The sequence below is a fragment of the Lysinibacillus sp. NPDC097287 genome, assembly GCF_044761695.1.
Taxonomy (GTDB): Bacteria; Bacillota; Bacilli; order Bacillales_A; family Planococcaceae; genus Lysinibacillus.
This window is the reverse complement of sequence record NZ_JBIWCX010000002.1, coordinates 355,082-372,688: the sequence shown is the minus strand read 5'-3', so window position 1 is coordinate 372,688 and position 17,607 is coordinate 355,082. Positions and strand designations below refer to the sequence as shown.

General features: G+C 36.3%; 16 protein-coding genes. 4 read left to right on the top strand and 12 right to left on the bottom strand.

Annotated elements, in window-relative coordinates; genetic code table 11:
• Positions 1 to 102: 102 nt before the first annotated feature.
• From ACIQ2D_RS04805 to ACIQ2D_RS04775, 7 genes are all read right to left on the bottom strand, one after another.
• A complete protein-coding gene (locus ACIQ2D_RS04805) occupies positions 103 to 1,299 on the bottom strand; it encodes an MFS transporter (protein WP_402860197.1) in 1,197 nt (398 codons plus the stop codon).
• A 484-nt stretch (positions 1,300 to 1,783) separates the two neighbouring features.
• Complete coding sequence (locus ACIQ2D_RS04800; protein ID WP_402860194.1) at positions 1,784 to 2,524, bottom strand: ABC transporter ATP-binding protein; 741 nt, start codon at positions 2,522 to 2,524, stop codon at positions 1,784 to 1,786.
• Positions 2,517 to 3,290, bottom strand: coding sequence for an ABC transporter ATP-binding protein (locus ACIQ2D_RS04795; protein ID WP_402860191.1), 774 nt, complete (start codon positions 3,288 to 3,290; stop codon positions 2,517 to 2,519). The genes ACIQ2D_RS04800 and ACIQ2D_RS04795 overlap by 8 nt, the downstream gene beginning before the upstream one ends.
• On the bottom strand, positions 3,262 to 4,242 hold the full coding sequence (locus ACIQ2D_RS04790) for a branched-chain amino acid ABC transporter permease (protein ID WP_402860188.1): 981 nt from the start codon (positions 4,240 to 4,242) through the stop codon (positions 3,262 to 3,264). Before ACIQ2D_RS04790 ends, ACIQ2D_RS04795 begins: the two co-directional genes overlap by 29 nt.
• Positions 4,243 to 4,251: 9 nt before the next feature.
• Positions 4,252 to 5,136 (bottom strand): branched-chain amino acid ABC transporter permease, encoded by an 885-nt coding sequence (locus ACIQ2D_RS04785; protein WP_402860185.1) that lies wholly within the window; start codon positions 5,134 to 5,136, stop codon positions 4,252 to 4,254.
• 436 nt (positions 5,137 to 5,572) lie between these two features.
• Positions 5,573 to 6,736, bottom strand: a complete 1,164-nt coding sequence (locus ACIQ2D_RS04780; protein WP_402860182.1) for an ABC transporter substrate-binding protein — start codon at positions 6,734 to 6,736, stop codon at positions 5,573 to 5,575.
• Between the two features lie 347 nt (positions 6,737 to 7,083).
• Positions 7,084 to 8,319: a DNA polymerase IV gene (locus tag ACIQ2D_RS04775; RefSeq protein WP_402860179.1), complete on the bottom strand. Its 1,236-nt coding sequence runs from the start codon at positions 8,317 to 8,319 to the stop codon at positions 7,084 to 7,086.
• Positions 8,320 to 8,846: 527 nt separating this feature from the next.
• Between ACIQ2D_RS04775 and ACIQ2D_RS04770 the strand changes: the two genes are divergently transcribed.
• The 3 genes from ACIQ2D_RS04770 to ACIQ2D_RS04760 all read left to right on the top strand — a co-directional run bounded on the left by ACIQ2D_RS04770 (position 8,847) and on the right by ACIQ2D_RS04760 (position 11,760).
• Entirely contained in the window at positions 8,847 to 10,160 is a 1,314-nt protein-coding gene (locus ACIQ2D_RS04770; protein ID WP_402860176.1) for an anaerobic C4-dicarboxylate transporter family protein, read from the top strand.
• A 465-nt stretch (positions 10,161 to 10,625) separates the two neighbouring features.
• Positions 10,626 to 11,123, top strand: a complete 498-nt coding sequence (locus ACIQ2D_RS04765; protein ID WP_402860173.1) for an RNA polymerase sigma factor — start codon at positions 10,626 to 10,628, stop codon at positions 11,121 to 11,123.
• The gene (locus ACIQ2D_RS04760) at positions 11,113 to 11,760 is read left to right on the top strand and encodes a zf-HC2 domain-containing protein (RefSeq protein WP_402860170.1); all 648 of its coding nucleotides are present in this window, start codon (positions 11,113 to 11,115) and stop codon (positions 11,758 to 11,760) included. The genes ACIQ2D_RS04765 and ACIQ2D_RS04760 overlap by 11 nt, the downstream gene beginning before the upstream one ends.
• A 182-nt stretch (positions 11,761 to 11,942) precedes the next feature.
• Here the strand turns inward: ACIQ2D_RS04760 and ACIQ2D_RS04755 are convergent, their stop codons facing one another.
• The 5 genes from ACIQ2D_RS04755 to ACIQ2D_RS04735 form a co-directional block, all read right to left on the bottom strand.
• The gene (locus tag ACIQ2D_RS04755; RefSeq protein ID WP_402860167.1) at positions 11,943 to 12,662 is read right to left on the bottom strand and encodes an ABC transporter permease; all 720 of its coding nucleotides are present in this window, start codon (positions 12,660 to 12,662) and stop codon (positions 11,943 to 11,945) included.
• Entirely contained in the window at positions 12,659 to 13,522 is an 864-nt protein-coding gene (locus ACIQ2D_RS04750; RefSeq protein WP_483869743.1) for an ABC transporter ATP-binding protein, read from the bottom strand. Before ACIQ2D_RS04750 ends, ACIQ2D_RS04755 begins: the two co-directional genes overlap by 4 nt.
• 465 nt (positions 13,523 to 13,987) lie before the next feature.
• Positions 13,988 to 14,938, bottom strand: coding sequence for an oxygen-dependent tRNA uridine(34) hydroxylase TrhO (gene trhO / locus ACIQ2D_RS04745; protein WP_402860162.1), 951 nt, complete (start codon positions 14,936 to 14,938; stop codon positions 13,988 to 13,990).
• 892 nt (positions 14,939 to 15,830) lie between these two features.
• Positions 15,831 to 16,604: an alpha/beta fold hydrolase gene (locus ACIQ2D_RS04740; protein WP_402860159.1), complete on the bottom strand. Its 774-nt coding sequence runs from the start codon at positions 16,602 to 16,604 to the stop codon at positions 15,831 to 15,833.
• Between the two features lie 63 nt (positions 16,605 to 16,667).
• Positions 16,668 to 16,883 (bottom strand): phosphotriesterase family protein, encoded by a 216-nt coding sequence (locus tag ACIQ2D_RS04735; protein ID WP_402860156.1) that lies wholly within the window; start codon positions 16,881 to 16,883, stop codon positions 16,668 to 16,670.
• Between the two features lie 184 nt (positions 16,884 to 17,067).
• On the opposite strand from ACIQ2D_RS04735, the gene ACIQ2D_RS04730 reads away from it, so the two are divergent.
• Positions 17,068 to 17,604: a copper resistance CopC family protein gene (locus tag ACIQ2D_RS04730; protein ID WP_402860153.1), complete on the top strand. Its 537-nt coding sequence runs from the start codon at positions 17,068 to 17,070 to the stop codon at positions 17,602 to 17,604.
• The last annotated feature ends 3 nt before the right edge of the window (positions 17,605 to 17,607 follow it).

Genomic DNA, 17,607 nt, shown 5'->3' with positions numbered 1-17,607 from the left:
TACCTCCGAAATAATATTTCGTATCGATAGCTAGCATCGATACGAGCGTCTACTAAACGCTCGTATTAAAAGAATAACAGCATGTTCATATTTCATGACCTCTTATAATATTTTAATTTTTGGATGTAATGCACAGAAAATGGCTAAAACCAAAATGCCTATTCCTGATAAATAGAAATAACGTTCTACACCGATGTCATCTGCAAACAGAGCAGATAATACTAATCCAAGTGGCATAGCAAGTGAGAATACACTGCCGAGTAAGCTAAACACTCGACCTAAATATTCAGGCGCAATTTTCTCCTGTATTAACGCCATATAGATCCCATTAAAAAACGGAGCAGATAACCCCATTAAACTACACATTACAGCAAAATACATAAAACTGCTTTCTGGCAATACACCACTAATAATCAGTGCTCCCCCCATTAAAGCAAGTGAAAATGTAAAGCTCCAAACCCGCTTCTTGAATCCACCTGTCACGCCGAGTAAGATACCCCCAACCAGCATGCCAATGGCAAAAACCACTTCTACTACCGCTGCAGAAGTAATCGTCCCATTAAAATAAGACAAGCTCATTAACGGGAATAATGCACTAATTGGCATATAAAGAAACGAATAAACAGCACAAACCCAAAGTAATGCATATAAGGCTTTTTCATTCTTTAGTGCTAAAAATCCTTCACGCATTTCTTGTAAAACCTGTTGCTCTTCTGTATTCGGTAGATTTGGAATAACCACAGCGGCAACAGCTAAACTAGCGAAAATTGTCCCAATGATATCGAGATAAAAAATCCATTGTAATCCAAAAGATGCATACAACAAACCTGCTAGGGCTGGACTAATAATGAGACTTATAGATTGTAATGACTGTGTGTACCCTGCACATTTTACTAGATTTTCCTCCGGTACAAGTAACGGTGTTATAGCCTGTAATGCCGGTGTATGAAAAGCTGTGCCGACACTACGAATAAATAAAATCACAAAAATTAACCAAATAGGTAAATCCCCTGTCAGAGCGACTACTGCTAAGACCCCTGCAGCACTTGCAATAAGCATATCAGACACAATCATGGTCCATTTACGATTCCAACGATCCACCCACACACCGATAAACGCACCAAATAATGCTTGTGGTAAAAAGCCCACGAGCGTCGCCATCGATAAAATCATCGCGGATTCTGTTCGCTCTGTTAAATACCAAATAATCGCCATTTGTAGTACTGCACTTGTCACAAGGGAAATCGCTTGACCGCCCCATATTGTAAAATATTTCAGTTGCCAATTTTCAAAGTTCATCTTTCATTTTCTCTCCTCTTTTTTATTGTCAAAGAAGGCAATAAAAAAGCAGGCTTTCTCCACAAAAGTGCACAGAAGCCCGCAAAAACGCATATGAAAGAGTACTGTTCCGCTCAGAAGCGTTAACTATATCTTTCTATTCGAATCGCAAGCATGACAAAAAAGCCCATCTGCGGATGGAAAAATTCGCTTTTTTATTGCCAACTTAGCGTAAACGAACAGATTGCATATAGTTAACCCTCCTCTCCTAAATTTAGTGCTATTATACATAATTTCTTTTCAAATAACAACCATACACCTTGGATGCGACGCCTTCATAACCAACATTTTGTTGGCCCAAGCGGCTTGATGCTTGCCCCCTGGAAAACGTCCCCCTACAGCCTTGTCTTTTAAGAAAAGAAGGATCCCTCTCAAACGAAAGAGCGAGGTATTCAAAACGATTCAATCGTCGAATACCTCGCAATATGAAATGATATATACTTTATCAATGCTTAACTTGTTCTTTTGACTCAACTGACGTAGATTTTTTCCCAAGATATGCTTCAACGACCCTTGCATCTTCTAAAAGAGTCTTTGCTTCTCCACTGATAATTACTTTTCCTGTTTCCATTACATACCCATAATCCGCAACTTTTAAAGCCTGTCTTGCATTTTGTTCTACAAGAAGGACTGTAGTCCCTGCGTTTTTAATTTCTCTAATCATTTTGAAAATGTCCGCTACTATTAAAGGAGCCAATCCCATAGAAGGCTCGTCTAGTAACAATAGTTTCGGCTTTGAAAGTAATGCCCTGGCAATAGCCAACATTTGTTGCTGTCCTCCTGAAAGGGTCCCTGCGAGCTGTTCTCTTCTTTCCTTTAAAATAGGAAATTGCCCCATTACCTCTTCAATGTCTTTTCTTATATCTTTATCGTTTCGATGGTATGCTCCCATTTCAAGGTTTTCCATTACTGTCATGCTAGATAATATAGCTCGACCTTCAGGAACAAGTGCGATCCCTTTTCGAAGAAGTTGATCTGGTCTCATCCCTGTAATATCTTCTCCTAAAAACTCCACAGTTCCATTTTTCGGCTTTAATAACCCCGAAATCGATTTCATCGTAGTCGTTTTCCCTGCTCCATTTGCGCCAAGAATTGTGACAACCTGACCTTGTTCTACTTTAAGACTGACACCTTTTAAAGCCTGGATCTTCCCATAAAAAGTTTCAATACCAGTTATTTCAAGCAATTTGATCGTCCTCCTCTGAACCGAGGTATGCTTCAATAACATCTTGGTTATTCTGAATCTCTTCAGGTGTTCCTTCGGCAAGTTTCTTTCCAAAATTTAAAACGGTAATTCTATCACAAAGCTTCATAACAAAGGGCATATCATGTTCTATTAACAGTACCGTTATGCCTCTTTTTTGTACTTGTTTTATTAAATCAAACAGGTCTTCTGTTTCGGTTTCATTCATTCCCGCTGCTGGCTCATCTAATAGTAATAACTTTGGATTACTAGATAAAGCTCTAGCAATTTCAAGTCTTCTTTGCTGACCATATGCTAAATTTTCAGCAACAACGTCCTCGAATTGAGCTAAACCTACCAACTCTAGTAGCTCTTTTGCTGTTTCATACATACCCTCTTCTTCGGTACGCTGGGACTTTGTACGAAAAACACTGCGAAAAACACCGGAGCTACTTCGGCAATGTCCGCCAACCAAAACATTTTCTAGTACTGTCATTTGCGAGAAAAGTCGTATGTTTTGGTAGGTACGACAAATCCCTTTATTCGTAATTTTGTGCGGTTTTATCCCTGATATTTCTTCTCCAAGAAAGCTAATTTGCCCAGAAGTTAATGCGAACATGTTCGTGATAACATTAAACATCGTCGTTTTCCCTGCTCCATTAGGACCAATGAGACCAAAAATTTCACCTTCATTGATTTTGAAAGAAACATCAGTTAATGCAGAGATACCGCCAAAGTTTTTAGTGATGTTTTTTAATTCTAGTACCATGGTCGGACCTCCTTTTTAATTTCATATTCTTTTTAAGCCATTGCAAAATGGACGCATCAATAATACCTTGAGGACGGAATGCCATCATTAATACAAGAATTACTCCATAAATCATATAACGATATTCACTGATAAATCGTAAAGCTTCAGGCAAAATCGTCATAAAAGTTGCCCCGAATATAGCTCCCCAAATCACTTCACTACCACCAAACACTGAAAAAATTAGTATTTCTATTGCGCGATGGTATGCAAAATCAGCCGGACTAATATACGCCATTACATGAGCATATATAGCTCCAGCAAAGCCTGCCAAAATAGCCCCTTGCGTAAAGGACAATACTTTATAATAAGTAATATTTATCCCCATCGATTCGGCTGCTTTTTCATCCATTTTAATAGCAGCGAATGCGCGCCCAACACGGGATTTATTTTGTCTAATAAAGAACCATACTAGAAAGATATTAATTAACAACAAAAGAATAAGAACAAGTAAGTAAATCACCTGGTTATTCTTTAACCCAATCATATCAGGATCAAACCCCATACCAGATAGGCTTTTAAATAGCTCTCTACCTAAATGAGGAATGCCCGCAAGTCCAACTGCACCTAAGGTAACAGATTCCCAGTTCAAAAAAATCACTCGAATTACTTCTCCAAAGCCAAGTGTTGCAATTGCCAAATAGACTCCTTGAAGTCTGAGGGCAGGAATACCGATTAACATTCCCAAAATACCAGCAACTAATGCTCCGGCGATAATACCAACTATAATCGGCACATCCAAATGAATCGTTAATAATGCTGAAGTATATGCTCCTATACCCATAAACCCGGCACTACCCAAAGATAATTGCCCTGAGGAAAGAGTTATGTATATGCTAATCCCCAGAATGATATTGATCATAACAAATGAAGCTACTTGTAAATAGTATGGATTTAATATTTCACCTAACATAAAGTCACGTCACCTTCCTCCCTCAGCTGTCTTTTTACCGAATATCCCCTGAGGTCTTAATAAAAGGATGAATATGATTATAATAAAGGCTACTGCGTCTCGATATCCTGAATCCCCATAGGCAACCATCAATGTCTCTGCTATACCTAGAAGTAACCCCCCAGCCATAGCTCCTTTTACATTTCCCATACCACCTAAAATGATAATGGCTAATCCTTTAAGTCCCATTGATAATCCCATTTGTGGATTAACTGAGTTAAATGCCATCCCTACTAAAATCCCAGCAATACCTCCCATTGCAGAAGCAATAATTACTGTTGTCGTTATTGTTCTTTTTGTATTAACACCAAGAATGCTTGCCGTTTCTATATTTTCTGCAGTAGCTCGTAACGCTTTTCCAGCTTTTGTTTTCGAAAGCCAGTAAGAAAGAGCCATCATTAAAGCGACTGATATAACAAATATGACAATCTGGACGAGGTAAATAGTAATTGAACCTATTTGAAATTGGATTTCAGCAAATGCATTACGAAAAGGCTGATTTCCAGCTCCAAATAAATGATGGGAAAGATTTTCAAGGAAAATGGATATCCCAATCGTACTTATTAAAGGAGCAAGATGTGAGACTCCTTGCTTTCCTCGTAGTGGACGTAACGCAATTCGCTCTAACAAGTAACCTAGGATAGCAGTAACTCCAATCGCAGCAATAAATGCTACCCAAAGTGGCCATCCAAATATACTCGTCACCAATACTCCAATAAAAGCACCAAACATAAAAATCTCACCATGTGCCATATTAATGATCCCAAGTACACCAAAAACAAGAGTGAATCCAAGGGCAACGATGGCATATATGCTTCCTAATGTTATTCCATTAATTAGTTGTTCTAATAGCATTGTTTCTCACCCTTTAATTAATAGATTTATTTGTATTAAGGAAAGTCAAGTGTGTTGATTAACCCATTTTATCCTGCCCTGATTAAGGAAAAGGTGATTTCCGCTACGGGCTACTCGCTTTCCTGCGGGCGAGCGTCGAGCCGCTTCCTCCGCCTTGCTCCGTGCAGGGTCTCGCCTGTCTCGCTTTTCCCACGGGAGTCGAGTAGCCCTCCGCTACAATCTATAAAAGTGGCATTATTCATAAGGTAAATTTTTATGGAAAAGCTGAAGAATCACGATAAAACCATACAATTATTCCCTAATCAACACGTCAGAAGGAAAGTATTCCTTTCACCTATAACGAAATAGTAATCTTCCACTTCTATAAGACATTAATTTTAAAGTGGCAAAAGAAAATACCTTTGCCACTTTATCCAAGCCTTATATCTTACTAATTTTACTCAAATAATTGGAACTCCCCATCCTTGATGATAAGTACCGTTGGTTCCATCACCACATCTCCGTCTTTATCGAAAGAAAATTTCCCAAGAATTCCATCTAAATCTTTTATCTCTGCTAGAGCATCTCGAAGTGCATCTCTATCAGCTTCTCCAGCATTTTTTAATCCCTCTGCCATGATATATAATGCGTCATATGCTTGTGCTGCGAATTGATCTGGTTTTTTACCATATTTTTCTTCGTATTTTTTAACAAAGTCTTGAACCTTTTGATCTGGTTTCTCTCCAAACCATGGTGTAGCCACTATTAATCCTTCAGATGCTTTACCAGCAATATCAATAACTTCTGGAGAGTTAAACCCATTTCCACCTACGAAAGGTACTTCAATCCCCATTTTTCTTGCTTGATCCATAATCACAGCACCCTCATTATAAAGAGCAGAAGCTAAAATTAAATCTGGTTTTAAATCTTTAATTTTTGTCAGTTGTGCATTATAGTCAGACTGACCTTTTTGGAAAGTTTCGATTGTTACTATTTCAAGTTCCATGTCTTCTGCTACTTCTTTCATCGTGTCAAATCCTGATTTTGTAAATAGATCGTCATTACCATACAGGATTGCAACCTTTTTCACTCCGTATTTATCAACTGCTTTTTCCAAAGCAGCTGGAATAGCTAAAGATTCAGGAATTGAATTTCTAAAAACATACTCCCCTATTTGTGGAATTCCAGCAGCTGTCGTCGAAGTACCCATAATTGGAATTCCATTGATGTCAGCCTCAGGTGCCACAACATTCATTTCTGTACTTAAAGTTGGTCCTAGTAGCCCCACAATGTCATCCGAACTCATTAGTTTTTGTGCAACAGTTAAAGCTTGATCTTGCTTTCCAGCTGAGTCTTCAACAACAAGCTCAATTTTCACTTCGCCTTTTGCATTCACTTCTTCTAATGCTAAATTAAACCCATTCGTAATTGCTTCTCCATATGCCGCTCCAGGTCCAGTTAAATACGAGATAACCCCAATTTTTGCTGAAACAGTTTCTCCAGCACCTCCTGAACTATCTCCACCTGTACTTTTTGTATCAGCTCCACCACCACATGCCGCTAACAAGGTTAGCATTAATACAGAAATTAATAGATATGACATCTTTTTAATCGTTCTCATTTCTCTTCCCCCCAAAATCATATGTTTAACCTATAACTATTAAATAACACTAATATAAATATATTATTCTTAACAGTTAGAATATTCGTAGTTTTAATAATTTGTTATCTACCTTTTTTCTAGCATCATTTTTCATTCCTTTTTCGCTTTAAATCATTTTGCTAAAGAAGTAATGCACACAAGCTACTAACCGATAGATTATCTGCATTATTCCTATTTATTTTTTCAATAGTTTTTGATTTTTTAATTGCCGTATCACATCAGCTTGAACTTGATTTGCTAAAGTTCAAATAGTCCTTATTAGTAAAATCACGATCTTTTAAACAAAATAAAAAGGGACAAACATATTATTTATGTTCATCCCAAAAGTCCTTACTAAAACTTGTATTTGCATGATGTTTCCCTGTTGGCTTGGCAATATCTGAACCACGAAGAATCGCACCTTTTCCAAACTTCTGCTCAATTTGATCGACAAGTTTAATGATTGGCTCTTCTTTTACATAATCTTCAAAGTTAAAGAATGTTAGCTGCTGTGTCGTTTCTTTAATATCACTGACATTCGATACAGTGACACCAAGTAATCGAACGGGCTCTTCGTTCCAATGCTTATTAAATAGATTCCATGCTTGCTCGGCAATATCTTCTTTTGAATGTATCGCGTTATTCATTGATTTACTTCGCGTATAAGTCTCCCAATCAGCTGTTCGAATCATAACACTGACAGTAACACCAGCAAGTTTCTTTGCCTGTAATCTTTCAGCTACCTTTCCAGAAAGCGTTGAAATTATTTCATATAATTCATCTCTTTCCGTCACATCATAGGCAAACGTTGTTGAATTTCCTACACTTTTCGTATCGTAAATGGCATCAGGATCAACAGGTCTGTCATCTACCCCATTGGCCTTTTGCTTCATACGGGGTCCGTTAATGCCAAAGTTTTGTTTTAATAGATATTCATCAGCTGCAGCGAGTTCCCCGATTGTTTGAATACCTAACTTTTTCAACTTCTCTGCAGTACTTTTTCCGACCCCATGCATCTCAATCACATTTAATGGCCACAACACTGCTGGCACATCCCGCTTACGCAATACCGTAATACCCATCGGCTTTTTCATATCACTTGCCATCTTCGCCAAAAATTTATTCGGCGCAATACCAATTGAACAAGGCAATTGTAGTTCAGTCCAGATTCTATCTTGCAAATTTTGAACGTGTTGCAATACATTTTGCCCCTCAACAATAGGAAGTTGCAAATACCCTTCATCAATTGAAACTGGTTGAAGGATTTCGCTATATTCTTTTAACATATTAAAAAAGGCCTTCGACGCAGCTCGATAACGATCAAAATTAGGCGGTATTACAATAAGCTCCGGACATTTTCGCCGTGCCTCCCCGACATTCATGGTTGTATAAACACCTTTTGCCCTTGCTTCATAGCTACATGTAATAATGATCCCTCTACGTTCCTTTGGATTTCCCGCGATTGCAACTGGTTTTCCCTTTAAAGTAGGATCGTAAATTTGTTCGACAGAGGCATAAAAGCAATTAAGGTCAATATGTAAAATGATTCTTCGTTTGTTCATAGGTAATCACCTCATTTACTCAACTAAAGTTACTTTTCAAATTTCGAATACTACGGAATATTACTTGTACGTCCCTCTACATTAGGATTTCTATACTATCGTATCAAATGCTTTTTCGAAAATATAACGAAAAGCAATAAGTGCATACATTATATCACCTTTATCAATACTAAATTCGGCCGTTCTATTATCAAATTGAGCTGAATGCTGAATTGAATTACTTCTAACAATCCTTACATTCACAATGGAAACGAAAAATCCCTCAAAACATATATTTTTGACAATTTTTTGTCTTTACAAAAAAACTATGTCACTTTTTGTAGTTTTATGTCGAATCTTATGTAATATGAAATACGATTTATGAAAAAAATCTTTTAATATCATTCTTGAAAAACTAAAAGTTCTATATCATGGCTATTACTTATAAGATGTCTTTTTGTGAATCATTCAACAAGGAATGTAAACAAGGTTTACATATCAAAAACTTATCGTAATAAAATGACCATTCTTAATTGGAGGAAACTGATATGTTTTGGATACAATTTTTAATTTTGCTAACCTGTATCTTTATTGGTGCTAGGATCGGTGGACTTGGTCTCGGAGTAATGGGTGGTGTTGGATTAGCAATCTTTGTATTTGTTTTCGGTCTTCAACCTACATCCGCTCCTATTGATGTTATGCTGATGATTTTATCTGTAATTACGGCTGCAGGTGCTCTTCAAGCCGCCGGAGGTATGGAATATCTCGTTCATATTGCTGAGAAAGCATTAAGAAAAAATCCTAAATGGATTACATTCATCGCACCTATCGTTACTTACGTGTTTACTTTTTGTGCAGGAACAGGACACGTTGCATACTCGGTTTTACCAGTTATCGCCGAAGTATCCCGAGAATCTGGTATTCGACCTGAAAGACCTATGTCAATCGCAGTCATTGCATCACAGCAAGCAATTACAGCCAGTCCTATTTCTGCAGCGACTGTAGCATTATTAGCTTTATTAGCTGATTTCCAAATTACTTTACTAGATATTTTAATGATTTCTATTCCTTCTACTTTTACCGGCTGTATGATCGCTGCATTTGTTGTGAGTAGAAAAGGAAAAGACCTTCCAGACGATCCAGTTTATTTAAAACGCTTAGAAGAAGGCTTAGCTCCTATTAAAAAAGATAAAAAAGCATTCAATCCAACGAATGCTTCAAAACTTTCTGTTGTATTATTCTTACTTGCCGCAGTATTAATTGTTGTTCTAGGTTCATTTGAAAAATTACGTCCAGGTTGGGATATTGACGGCGTATTTACACCTATGTCTATGCCTGTTACCATTGAAATCGTTATGCTGACAATTGCTGCTTTAATCATTATTTTTGGTAAAGCAAATGTTGACGAAATTGTTTCTGGTAGTGTGTTTAAAGCCGGAGCTTCAGCAGTTGTAGCGATTTTCGGTATCGCGTGGATGGGTGACACATTCTTCAATGGTAATGCTGAACTTATTAACAGTTCGATTTCTGGACTAGTCACAGCAGCCCCTTGGTTATTTGCTATAGCATTATTTGTACTTTCTATTTTGCTATACAGCCAAGCAGCAACAGTTCGAACACTAATGCCTCTTGGTGTAACACTTGGTATTAGCCCAGCATTATTAATTGCCATGTTCCCAGCTGTTAATGGTTACTTCTTCATTCCAAACTACCCGACAGTTGTTGCAGCCATTAACTTTGACCGTACCGGCACAACTAGAATTGGCAAATATATTCTCAACCATAGCTTCATGCTCCCTGGTTTAGTTTCAACAATCTCTGCAGTCGTCATTGGGATTTTACTAAGCTCTGTTTTACTCTAGATCCTTTATTTAAATGTCGCTTTTTATTCTTTATGTGATTCAAGATTACGTATTAATGAATCACTCGGAGTTACATTACTCCTTAATTTTTAACATCAACATATACAAAGTGCAGTTCACTAGCGCAATTATCTATTATGGATAATTGCGTTTTTTTTGGAAAAGAAACTCTCAAGACAATTGAATGCAATAAGACGAGGGATTATAAGGTTTCAAATTAGCTTAAGCAACAAAGTACTACAAAAGAAATGATTTCTATTTCAATTCCCCACAATAAAAACACTTTAGAATATTCCGATCAATTTTCATTAGTGGAAAATGATAAGATAAAATGATTGAGGCACAAAAAATAAATAAATAAAAAATTTGTTGTAACGAATCAGCAAATTTCTGGATATATAGATGATTGGCTTTCAAAAGACTTGGTTCAGAATAGCAAAATTCGCATTAGAAAGGAGGTAAATCGTGGATAAAGAAAATATATATCAAGAATATGGGGACTTTGTTTTTAGGTATTTATTAACCCTTACAAATGATAGTCAATCTGCTGAAGATTTAACGCAAGAGACGTTCTATCAAGCCATTAAGTCCATTGACAAGTTTCATCATAACGGAAATGCAAAATTTTCTACATGGCTTTGTTCAATCGCCAAAAACGTTTGGTTACAAGAAATGAATCGCGAAAAAAACAAGCACCAGTTAGTGAACTCTCTAAGTGATGAAACGCCTATATTTTATAATTTAGAAGATGAATATTTTAAAAATGAAGACAAAATTAGTTTTTATAAAAAAGCTCAACAACTGAGCGAGATAAACCGTGAAATACTTTATCTCAGATTATTAGGGGATTTATCTTTTAAAGAGATTGGCACCATTTTGGGCGGAACAGAAAACTGGGCAAGAGTAACATTTTATCGTGCAAAACAACAAATCAGAAAAGGTGGGGAAAATTATGAATCATAGCGTTTTTAAAGATTTAATCCCGGGCTACATAGAAAATTTAACAAGCAAAGAGACAAATAAACAAATAGAAAAACATATGGAACAGTGTGAGGATTGCCGACAGTATGTAAAGGACATGCAGGAAGACTTGTTGGTGGAACGTACCCATGAGCAAAAAAAGGAGGATAAAAATATCGACTTTTTAAAAAAGGTACGATCAAAAAACAGGAAAAAGATTTTCATTATTGTAGGATCACTACTATCCATTTTCATCGGTTGGTTCTTCTTCTTTGACCAAATGTGGATTGCAGATGAAAAGGACATACAAACAACCGTCAAACAACAAGGGTCAACGGTTACGCTGTCCTTTCAAACGAAAAATGACAATCGTTATCTTTTAGCGATGCCAATATGGTATCAAAATTCCATCGATGAGATCATTATTTACGAAAAGTGGAATGATTTTTCAGAACCAGCCAGGATTTTAAAAGATGGAAGCAATTTCACGTTTACATTTTTAGATGAAAATACATTAATACTGCACGATGGTGAAGAAAAGAAACTAACAGACGAAGACAAAGTACGCATTCGATATAAAAATAGTAAGGAAGAGATACTATTAAAGGATTTATACAAACTAGAAAATAAAAGTAAATAATATGAACATGAATAAACCAGTTGCTACATTAATCCTAGATTATTCACCGACCAATATTAAATCCCGCAGAAAAGCTAAAAGTCAGCTTTTCTGCGAGATTCTCTTTTCCACTTAAAATATTCTAATTCTTTCCCTCAGTTCCTTTTGCGAAAAATTAACTTCAAATCCTATATGGATGAGGTTTATTCAGTCGTATGTAATCCTCTAAGTCTCCATGTACATAACAATAAAGCAATTAAAATCGTTAAGATTAACGGGAAAATAGACATCATCCCCCATTGATCACTACATAAATTCAAATAGCCCCAAGTTGCAGGAAACACTTTACCAATCATTTGCAAGGCATTTGGTAGCATATCAACTGAAAACATAATACCTGAAAGCATAACGGATGGTAGAAATACTAGCTGTGAAATCATTGTTAACTTTGAAGTGCTTTTCACAAACAACCCAAGTATTACACCTACTGAAAGAGATGTAATAATAAAAAGCTCAAGCGTCACAAAATAGCTGAATAGATTAGCAGGGACACTCGCATTAAAGACAATTTGAGCGATGAAAAATAGCATGATGCTCATAATCGATAGATGAATCAGTCCAGAAATGAAATTATTTACCGCTCCTGTCCAAAGTGGAACTCCCCCAACCCTATATGCTTTCCTTATATCGCTGTTGTAAAACTCTACAAGAGATGTTGGTGTACCTATAATTGCACCCATTGTCACACCAAAAACCGTCATAGATTGAATTAGCGTTTTATAAGCATTAGGATCTATTGAAGTAAAAATGCCACCCATGAATAGAAAGAAAATAAGTGGGATAATATAATAAGTTAGTAATATACCTTTACTGCGAAAATCCAACTTCCATTGCAAGCCGATTCCATATAAAAATGCACTCATACTTTTACCCCCTTCGCAATATCCATAAAACTCTGTTCCAAGCTGGTGTGTTCAATTTTTATATCCTGCATAGAATCGTTTTGCTCTCTTAACAATGTTGTTAATTCATATAGTCCCTCTTCTAATTTATCCGTCTCGAATATTTGGTAATTTTGATGTTCTCCTATATAGGAACAAGATACGAGATCATTCATTTCTAGGGGATTGGATAATTTAATATGCATTCTATACTTATCTTGCTTTTTCTTAGTTAGCTCATACACTGTACCAATAAAACCGATATTGCCATTGTTCAGTATTGCCAGTCGATCACACAGTTCCTCCACTTCAGCCATATCATGGCTTGACATAACAACTGTTTTCCCTCTTTTTTTAAGATCTTTTATTTCTGCATGTAATGCTACCCGTCCCTCTACATCGAGACCTGCTGTAGGCTCATCAAGAAAAACAATATCCGGATCACCGATCATTGCCATGACTAAATGTAATCTCCGTTTTTGCCCTGTTGATAGTTCTTTATATTTTTTATTTAAAATCAAATCTACATTCAATCTTTGAACAAGTGCCATATCAATAGTAGTAGCGTGCCATTTGGCAATTAGTTTTATTGCTTCAATTACTTTAATGTTCGTAGGCAATGATGCAATTTGAAGTTGCACACCAATTTTCCCGTGAATCTCGATCGTTCCATTATACGTTCGAAGTCCTTCCATACATTCAATAGCTGTCGTCTTTCCAGCCCCATTGGTGCCAATTAAGGCAAAGATCTCTCCACGTTTAATGGCAACAGATATGCCGTTAAGTACCACTTTATCGCCATATTGTTTTGTTAATGAGTCGATATTAATAATTGTAGTCAACATAATCCCTCCATTTTTGAAATGCAAACACTCCATCTTTAAAATAAGCCACGATTACTTGATTAAGAAGATTATTAACACACTACTTCATCTATTTAAAAGGCATTCATTAGTACAGAAAAACGCTTCTCATCCATTATATCTAATTTTTATAATTAAAGTTAAATATTTCAAATTAAGGCTCGGCACTATACCTTTGAGTTGATTTCCGTTCCGGCTGGGCGCTTTCCGGGGGGCGTCCAGCCTCCACTCCAATCAATGAGCATTCCAAAATCAATATACCTTTTTAGCAAATATCATGCCCCTCTTTTGGTGATGAAGCAAAATTAAACTATATTATTGGAGTCAACGTTTTTTGTATAAATGACAATCTCATGTATTAATTCCATGGTGAAATTCAGGGATGTACATTAAATAAAAAAAGCAGCATCAGATTGAACTGAATGCTGCCTTGAATTATTCTCATTACTTTTGGATTGCTTCTAACAATCTTAAACTTTCTTGTACTTGCTCTGCTGTTAACTGATGCGTCACAATATAGCGGTTACGTTCATGTTTAGAACATTCGATTGTACAACCACCTAAATGCTTCGCTTCATTTTCTTCAGATGCTAAAATCTTTTTATTACACTCAGGATTCGCGCAGTTAATGTTACGCTCACATGGTGTGCCGTCAAAATGGTCCTTACCAACAATCGTTGGTGCCACTTGGTTAATCGGCACGACTAGTCTTTCATCAAATACGTAGCATTGCCCATTCCAAAGCTGCCCTTTTGCGACAGGATCTTTCCCGTATGTGACAATCCCACCATGTAATTGACCTACATCTTCATAACCTTCACGTACTAGCCAGCCAGAAAATTTCTCACAGCGAATGCCACCTGTACAGTAGGTTAAAATACGTTTACCCTCAAGTGCATCCTTGTTTTCTCGAATCCACTCTGGCAAATCGCGGAATGTTTCCACATCTGGACGAATCGCCCCTTCGAAATGACCAACATCATATTCATACGTATTACGCGCATCAATAACGATCGTGTCTTCCTGTTGCATTTGCTCGTAAAAGTCTTTTGGCTCCACATAACGACCTGTTAATTCCAGTGGGTTAATATCATCCTCTAAACTTAAATGTACAAGCTCATTTTTAGCACGAACATGCATTTTTTTAAACGCATGATGCTCTGCCTCATCTATTTTAAAGACAATTCCTTTGAATAATGGGTTATTTTCCATCATTGTCATATAAGCTCTAGTTTGATCCTTTGTACCAGACAGTGTACCGTTAATACCCTCTTTGGCTACTAAAATTCTTCCCTTTAATTCGAGCGCCTTACAATCCGCTAAATGCTCAGCAGCAAATTGCTCCGGGTCATTAATGTCTGTGTAAAAATAATACAGTAATACTTGATAATCCATTTCTTTTCCACCTATCATTCATATTTACAGGATACAACCTGATAGCGGCAATAAAAAACATCCAGTACTGCATAACCATTACCAATTATATAAGTAGAAAAAACAAATATAGAGTCAGTTATGTATACTTGATGCAGTTATAATACCTACTTTTCAATTTGAAAAGTATATTTAAATAATATAGTAAATGTTCGGATCAAGCCTCAGCTAAAAGGCTGATATTTTAAGAAACTATATCCACTAACTTAATGCCCTACCGCAAATAACCTGGTTTATGTATGAATCTACCGCTCAACATATAACAATAATGTATTCGTCAACACTGTTGATTTCATAGCTGCTACTAAAAACTTCAGTGAGTTCGCCAATATTTCTCCCCTACTTTTAAATCATTAGAGCTGCTAGTACATTTCCTTACTTATTAATTCCCCCACAAAAAACACCCTAATCATTAAATCAGCCATTCTTACTGTTTGTTATTTGTAATTTCTCATTAAAGACAATTTTATACACCTCAAACAAATCCCGTATTTTACCAAGAGATAAGTTACTCTTCACAAAAAAATAATGTATAACATACTATTTTTTCGGGTGTGTTGATTAAGGAAATATCGGGTTGTTATTTACCAATAAAATAGTTAATTCCGTATTCAATACTAGCATACATTACTTCTTTTATTGTTGATTGTAGCGGAGGGTGCTCGACTCCTGCGGGAAATACAAGCATACCGAGACCCTGCACGGAACGAAGTGGAGGAAGCGGCTCGGTGCTTGCCCGCGGAAAGCGAGCATCCCGTAGCGGAAATCAACTTCCCTCTTTAATAGTAATGGCTAAATTGGTTAATAAACACTCCTGCTATTTTTTAATAACCTTATGTAGTAAATTCCCGTGTTATTTCAAAGCGTTACATAAAAATTGTAAAGACACTTCATTAAATTCCACAGCTTGATCTACATTACATACATGACCGCTGTCTTTTAAAATCACTAATTTACTTGATGGTTGCTCTTTCACTAAACGCTTAACAGGTTCTAAAAATACATAATCCTCGTCTCCCATAATATAGAGTGACGGAATCTTTGTGTCCTTTTCATTTATTTTCACTAAATATTTTGCGACACCACCGGTTAATGTTAACCAACGTAAAAATTCTCTATTCTTAATTTTTTTTGCCTCTTGAATAAATAAATGGCGTGAAGATTCATGGGTTTTTCTCGGCATTAAAATCCACGCGAATATTTTATATAACCACATAAACGGAATCATTTTTTTAAACGTATTAGCTATACCAAGTAAAAAATGCAGTCTAGGTGTAATACGTATCACAGCGCCTGCTAGTAACATCGTGTGGAAACGTTCTGGATTCGTTTCAGCTAGTTGACGAATTAACATCGTCCCTAGTGAAATCCCTACAAAATGGGCCTTTTCAATCTTTAATGAATCTAGCACGTCTAGAATATCCTGGCTAACTAATTCAAGTGTATATTTAGTCGGACTGTTCGTAATCATACAATCTCCATGACCTCGAAGATCGACTACCAAGACATTAAAATGTTTGCGATATGCTCGAATTTGCTTGAACCAAATTGTCGAGCTACCACCAGCTCCATGTACTAAAACTACCCACTCTTTGTGTTGTTGGCTATATATTTTATAATTTAACAAGTACTTCTCATCCTTTGATAATCTAACTTATACTATCATTACGAATAATAGCATGTAATGGTTTCATTTTTTACGTATATTTCTAGTAATTTTGATGTTTTTTCGACATTTAAAAGCAAATGATTGAGCAGGATTATCAATAAAGATAGCGTCAATTTGTTCTACTGTTAATCCTAGCTCTTTCATTTTCGGCTTTAATGTAGATAAAGCATAAGCAACCCCTGGACCACCCTTACCCCATAAATCAATGGTGAAAGCGGCATTCAATTGAACGACCATAATAATTACATAGTGACAGCAAATTTTTTTTGGATTATTTCAAGACAGTAGACAAATAATTGTTAAATTTCTTTTTTATAAGTATAATTTCATATAAACTTCACATTTTTTTGATAAAATGATGATTGATAATAGAATAGTAATATTTATTGTCCATCTAGAGGAAAGTTCAGGAGGGTTTATTTTGAAACATATTTTTACTGCAGCTATAACAGTCTTACTAGTAATGTCTCTTTCAACTAGTGCATTTGCTCACTCGCATTTGGGAGGATCAAATCCAGCAGATGGTGAAGTTATAACGGAACCGTTAAATGAAATCGTGCTAAATTTTGACGGTCAAATTGAACAAGGTAGCTTTATTGATGTAACAACCGCCTCGGGTCAAACTATTGAACTAAAAGAAACTATTATTGGTGAGGGTACATTAACAGGAACTGTTGCTGAGCCACTTCCAAATGACGAATATAAAGTTAATTGGAGTATTATTAGTAAAGATGGTCATCCATTAGAAGGTAATTTTTCATTTACAGTAAATGATCCAGTTTCTAAAACTGTAGAAAAAGAACCGTCAGAAACAACGAATGCTGTTGAAGAAAAAACAGAAGCACCTTCAGCAGAAGAAGGAGAAAAAAATTCATCTTCTACGACAGTAATTCTAGTTGTACTTTTAGTTATCCTTGTAGCAGGTGGTTTCTTCTTCCTTACTAGAAGAAAGAAATAATTT